Genomic DNA, 4,953 nt, shown 5'->3' on the forward strand with positions numbered 1-4,953 from the left:
TCGCAGCAACAACCAGGATCGCGCCGTCCATCTGCGCAGCACCGGTGATCATGTTTTTCACATAGTCGGCGTGGCCAGGGCAGTCAACGTGCGCATAGTGGCGAGTCGGGGTTTCATATTCAACGTGAGAAGTGTTGATGGTGATACCACGTGCTTTCTCTTCTGGCGCCTTATCGATCTCATCGAATTTGCTTGCTTTACCGCCGTAGGTTTTAGCCAGAACGGTGGTGATTGCAGCAGTCAGGGTGGTTTTACCGTGGTCAACGTGACCGATGGTGCCCACGTTTACGTGCAGTTTGTTACGTTGAAATTGCTCTTTAGCCATCGCTAGTCCCTCTAAGACACGGATATATCGAAGATATCGTCATATCAACCAGGCAATGCCTGACTGTTTGGTTTACAGAGAGAGAATCAGGAGAGAGATAAAGGAAGTGGTGCTGATACCCAGAGTCGAACTGGGGACCTCACCCTTACCAAGGGTGCGCTCTACCAACTGAGCCATATCAGCACATCTGGAGCGGGCAGCGGGAATCGAACCCGCATCATCAGCTTGGAAGGCTGAGGTAATAGCCATTATACGATGCCCGCATCCTGGAACTCGGCTACCTGTTCTTTCTGTAGCTTATGAATAATAAAAGAAGACCTTCTATTATTCGAGCCTGCCAGAGTTTCTGGCTGACTTTGATTGCGAAAATCCGCAATCTGAATTCGAAGGTGAGAGAGATGAACTCACCCGCCAGATAAAGATTTTATCTGACGCTCAACCAAGTGGTTGAGATGGTGGTGGGAGAAGGATTCGAACCTTCGAAGTCTGTGACGGCAGATTTACAGTCTGCTCCCTTTGGCCGCTCGGGAATCCCACCTACTTGATTGGTGCCGGCTACCGGAATCGAACTGGTGACCTACTGATTACAAGTCAGTTGCTCTACCAACTGAGCTAAGCCGGCATCAAGTGGAGCGCATTATGGGAAGACCGAGCCCAGGATGCAACAAAAAAATTGCCAAAATTGTTCTATCGCTTACTATTTGTGCAAAACATCGCAAACCGCTCATCATTTGCAGTATTTTCGTCCAAATGCAGTGTGTTTTTACGCCGCTGCACTAAGTGATTTACAGAGGCTTATCGTGGTTTGGTCGTCGCACGCCAGAAGCACAACGCCATTTTTCATTTAAAAGTGCGCAACTTTTTTTATTGGATCGGGTTTGATTGAACATTTTTTCAACTAACACAATGCAAGACGGGATTGTTCGTTAACGAATGCCACTGTCGGCGTGTTAAAGAGGGAGGCATTATTGATTGTCTGAAGACGGCTCAACGTTGTCAGCGAGGGAAAATCTGAAAAGATTTTACGCGGTGCTACAGCAAAATCGATTGTAATAAGCGACTAAGCAATAATAAAAATGCGGGCACGCTTACGAAAGCGTGCTCAGGTTTATCAATTTGCTTCTTTTTAAAGTGACACTGGTGTTACCCTCCAGCCCATTGTTCTCGTTACTTACCCCCTATGACGTGCAACTGAGCTCGACGCATCATTGTATGCCAGACGCTACAAGATGTTGATGAGCCGGGATTTGCGGTCAGATGCATACTTATGAGTAAAAAAACGACACCACTCACTACACCCTATTTACAGTTTGACCGTCAGCAATGGGCCGCCCTGCGCGACTCAGTGCCAATGACGCTCGCTGAAGGCGAAATTGAACGACTACGCGGTATCAATGAAGATCTCTCCTTAGAAGAGGTTGCTGAAATCTATTTGCCGCTCTCACGTCTGCTTAACTTCTATATCAGTTCTAATCTGCGCCGTCAGGCCGTGCTGGAGCAGTTTCTTGGCACTAACGGGCAAAAGATTCCCTATATCATCAGTATTGCCGGCAGTGTTGCTGTAGGTAAAAGTACAACCGCGCGTGTGTTGCAGGCGCTGCTTAGTCGCTGGCCAGAACATCGTAAAGTCGAGTTGATTACAACTGACGGCTTTTTACACCCCAATGCAGTGTTGAAAGAACGGGGGCTAATGAAGAAGAAAGGCTTCCCGCAATCTTACGATATGCATCGTCTGGTGAACTTCGTCTCCGATTTGAAATCGGGCGCTAGCCAGGTCACGGCGCCGGTTTATTCACACCTTATTTATGATGTGATCCCGGATGGCGATAAGGTGGTACAACAGCCTGATATTCTGATTCTGGAAGGCTTAAACGTGCTGCAAAGTGGGATGGATTATCCCCACGATCCGCATCATGTATTTGTTTCTGATTTTGTCGACTTCTCAATTTATGTCGATGCACCTGAAACATTATTAGAACGCTGGTACGTTAATCGTTTCCTAAAATTCCGTGAAGGTGCCTTCAGCGATCCCGATTCTTATTTCCACCATTATTCTCAATTGCCTAAAGAAGAGGCGGAAAATATTGCTCGCGGATTATGGAAAGAAATTAACTGGCTGAATCTTAACGAAAACATCCTCCCGACCCGGGAGCGCGCCAGTCTGATAATGACAAAGTCTGCAGATCATGCCGTGCAAAGTGTTCGCCTGAGAAAATAACGTTTCATATTTAAACGCCCTAACTTACCTGGGCGTTTAATTTCTCAGGTCAATTCGCATTAATTGCCAGGACGCAGCGAAATCTCACCACCCACCCAGGACTTTACTTCGCCATCTTGATCCAGTAATAAACCACCCTGCTTATCAATACCACGTGCTATACCATGAACTTCCCTGTCGCCAATCAGCAGCTTAACCGGGCGATTGATAAAATTGTCCAGAGCATCCCAACGCTCTACAAACGGTGCCAATCCGTCACGCTCGAAAATCGGCAGTGCTTCGCGCAGGCTATTGATGATTTTTGCAGCCAACTCATTGCGATCGATTTCAACTCCGGCTTCCTGCAAATTAATCCACCCCTGATTAATTTCAGCGGCTCCTTCTGAGCGCATCACCAGATTGACACCAGCCCCCATGACAATTTGCGCTGCGTCGCCTGTTTTGCCGGTTAGTTCAACCAGAATCCCGGCCAATTTACGGTCGTTCAGGTAGAGATCATTGGGCCATTTAACGCGCACATCGGGTACGCCTAACGACTGGATAACCTCGGCCATCACGATGCCAATCACCAGGCTTAACCCCATTGCTGCAGCGGGGCCTTGCTCAAGTCGCCAGTACATCGAAAGATAGAGATTAGAACCAAAAGGAGAAAACCATTTTCTGCCACGGCGGCCACGGCCCGCTTGCTGATACTCGGCAATACAGGCATGACCAGAAGGCAACTGATCCATCCTATCCAGCAGATACTGATTGGTTGAATCAATCACAGGGATGACATCTAAATCTGGTTGACGCAGATGCGAAAGAATATCGGCTTCATTCAGCAATTGAATGGGGGCAGGCAAGCTATATCCTTTTCCTGTGACGGTATACACATCCAGACCCCAGCTTTTCAGGGTTTGGATATGCTTATTGATGGCTGCACGGCTCATACCCAATGCTTCACCCAACTGCTCGCCTGAATGGAATTCTCCATCAGCCAGCAGCGCGACCAATTTCAGCGGAACACTATTATCTTTCATGAAATGACCTCAACGGCGTTACGTTCGCCTTGAGCACCAATGAAGCGAACCTCTGGCTCGAGCCAAACATTGAATTTTTCACCCACGTGGTTCCGCACCTCGTGCGCTAAAGCAACGATATCCTTTGGCGTTGCCTGGTTTTCATTGATCAATACCAGCGCCTGTTGGCGGTGTACCGCAGCGCCGCCAATCTGGTATCCCTTGAGATGGCATTGATCGATCAACCAGCCTGCTGCTAATTTGACGTCTCCATTTGCCTGCGGGTAATGTGGCATCCCCGGCCATGCCTCTAACAGCTCATTGGCCAAATCACGTGTGATAAGAGGGTTTTTGAAGAAGCTACCTACATTGCCCGTTACCCGCGGATCGGGCAGTTTACTCTGACGCATTTGGCAAACTGCATTGAACACATCCCATGCGCATACGGTGGCTGGATTCAGTTTCGCTAAATCGCCGTAACTCAGCACCGGCTTCCATTGCTTAGCCAGACGGAGCCCAACAGCAATAATGACGTGATTATCCTTCATCTCGTGTTTAAAAATACTGTCACGATACCCAAACTGACACGCTTCGCGATTCAGGCGGCTGATTTTTTGTGTGGGCAGGTGCAGCACATCAACGTATTGGCAAATATCCTTAAATTCAACACCATAAGCGCCAATGTTCTGGATAGGTGCTGAACCGGCCATGCCCGGAATTAACGCCAGGTTTTCCAGGCCGGTAATACCTTTTTTTAAAGTATGCTCAACCAACTGGTGCCAGTTCTCACCAGCGCCAATATGCAAATGCCATGCTTCAGCCTCTTCCTCAAGTGAAATACCTTTGATGGCATTAATGATCACGCCACCATCAAAGTCTTCCAGGAAAAGCACATTGCTGCCCTCACCTAATACGATGAAAGGTTGATTCGCCTGTTGAGTCGCTTGCCATGCGCGAACAATGGCTTCAGATGTGTCTGCGATATACAGCGATTGTGCACTGACTTCGAGACCCAGTGTGTTGAAAACTTTTAGAGAAGTGTGGGGGCTGGACATTTCACGGCCTTGACTGATTTATCTGGCCGTAGTTTACCCGATCAGTTAGTCACGGGTGGGATGTTTTCGTGGCTTTTAGCCCTGATTTCGCCAATTTGCAGACGTAAAAAAACCCTGAACTTTCGTTCAGGGTTTCTTCACTTATTTAATGCCTGGCAGTTCCCTACTCTCGCATGGGGAGGCCCCACACTACCATCGGCGCTACGGCGTTTCACTTCTGAGTTCGGCATGGGGTCAGGTGGGACCACCGCGCTACAGCCGCCAGGCAAATTCTTGTGCTCTGTCCTGTGTCTTTTGTGCTGATGCTGCGTTGCTCTCCCTCGCGTAACTCAGTCACATACCTCAGTATGCTCC

The 4,953-nt window shown here is 48.5% G+C and carries 4 protein-coding genes, 4 tRNA genes and 1 rRNA gene; 1 reads left to right on the forward strand and 8 read right to left on the reverse strand.

Annotation, left to right across the window (positions count from 1 at the left end; all coding sequences use genetic code 11):
• From FD737_RS23550 to FD737_RS23570, 5 genes are all read right to left on the reverse strand, one after another.
• Window positions 1–325 (reverse strand): GTP-binding protein (locus FD737_RS23550; RefSeq protein ID WP_202404645.1); only part of this gene is annotated, 325 nt, incomplete at its 3' end.
• 107 nt (window positions 326–432) lie between these two features.
• Window positions 433–508, reverse strand: a tRNA-Thr gene (locus FD737_RS23555).
• Between the two features lie 5 nt (window positions 509–513).
• Window positions 514–588: transfer RNA gene (locus tag FD737_RS23560), tRNA-Gly, on the reverse strand.
• A 190-nt stretch (window positions 589–778) separates the two neighbouring features.
• Window positions 779–863 (reverse strand) — tRNA-Tyr (locus FD737_RS23565).
• Window positions 864–871: 8 nt separating this feature from the next.
• Window positions 872–947, reverse strand: a tRNA-Thr gene (locus FD737_RS23570).
• A gap of 645 nt (window positions 948–1,592) precedes the next feature.
• On the opposite strand from FD737_RS23570, the gene coaA reads away from it, so the two are divergent.
• Window positions 1,593–2,543 (forward strand): type I pantothenate kinase, encoded by a 951-nt coding sequence (gene coaA, locus FD737_RS23575; protein ID WP_097119822.1) that lies wholly within the window; start codon window positions 1,593–1,595, stop codon window positions 2,541–2,543.
• 59 nt (window positions 2,544–2,602) lie between these two features.
• On the opposite strand, the gene birA is transcribed toward coaA, so the two are convergent.
• The 3 genes from birA to rrf form a co-directional block, all read right to left on the reverse strand.
• Complete coding sequence (birA, locus tag FD737_RS23580; RefSeq protein WP_160834691.1) at window positions 2,603–3,565, reverse strand: bifunctional biotin--[acetyl-CoA-carboxylase] ligase/biotin operon repressor BirA; 963 nt, start codon at window positions 3,563–3,565, stop codon at window positions 2,603–2,605.
• On the reverse strand, window positions 3,562–4,599 hold the full coding sequence (gene murB, locus FD737_RS23585; protein WP_160834692.1) for a UDP-N-acetylmuramate dehydrogenase: 1,038 nt from the start codon (window positions 4,597–4,599) through the stop codon (window positions 3,562–3,564). The genes birA and murB overlap by 4 nt, the downstream gene beginning before the upstream one ends.
• Window positions 4,600–4,749: 150 nt before the next feature.
• A 5S ribosomal RNA gene (rrf, locus tag FD737_RS23590) occupies window positions 4,750–4,865 on the reverse strand.
• Between the last annotated feature and the right edge of the window lie 88 nt (window positions 4,866–4,953).

It is taken from the genome of Pantoea sp. Seng (assembly GCF_009829935.1).
Taxonomy (GTDB): Bacteria; Pseudomonadota; Gammaproteobacteria; order Enterobacterales; family Enterobacteriaceae; genus Pantoea; species Pantoea communis.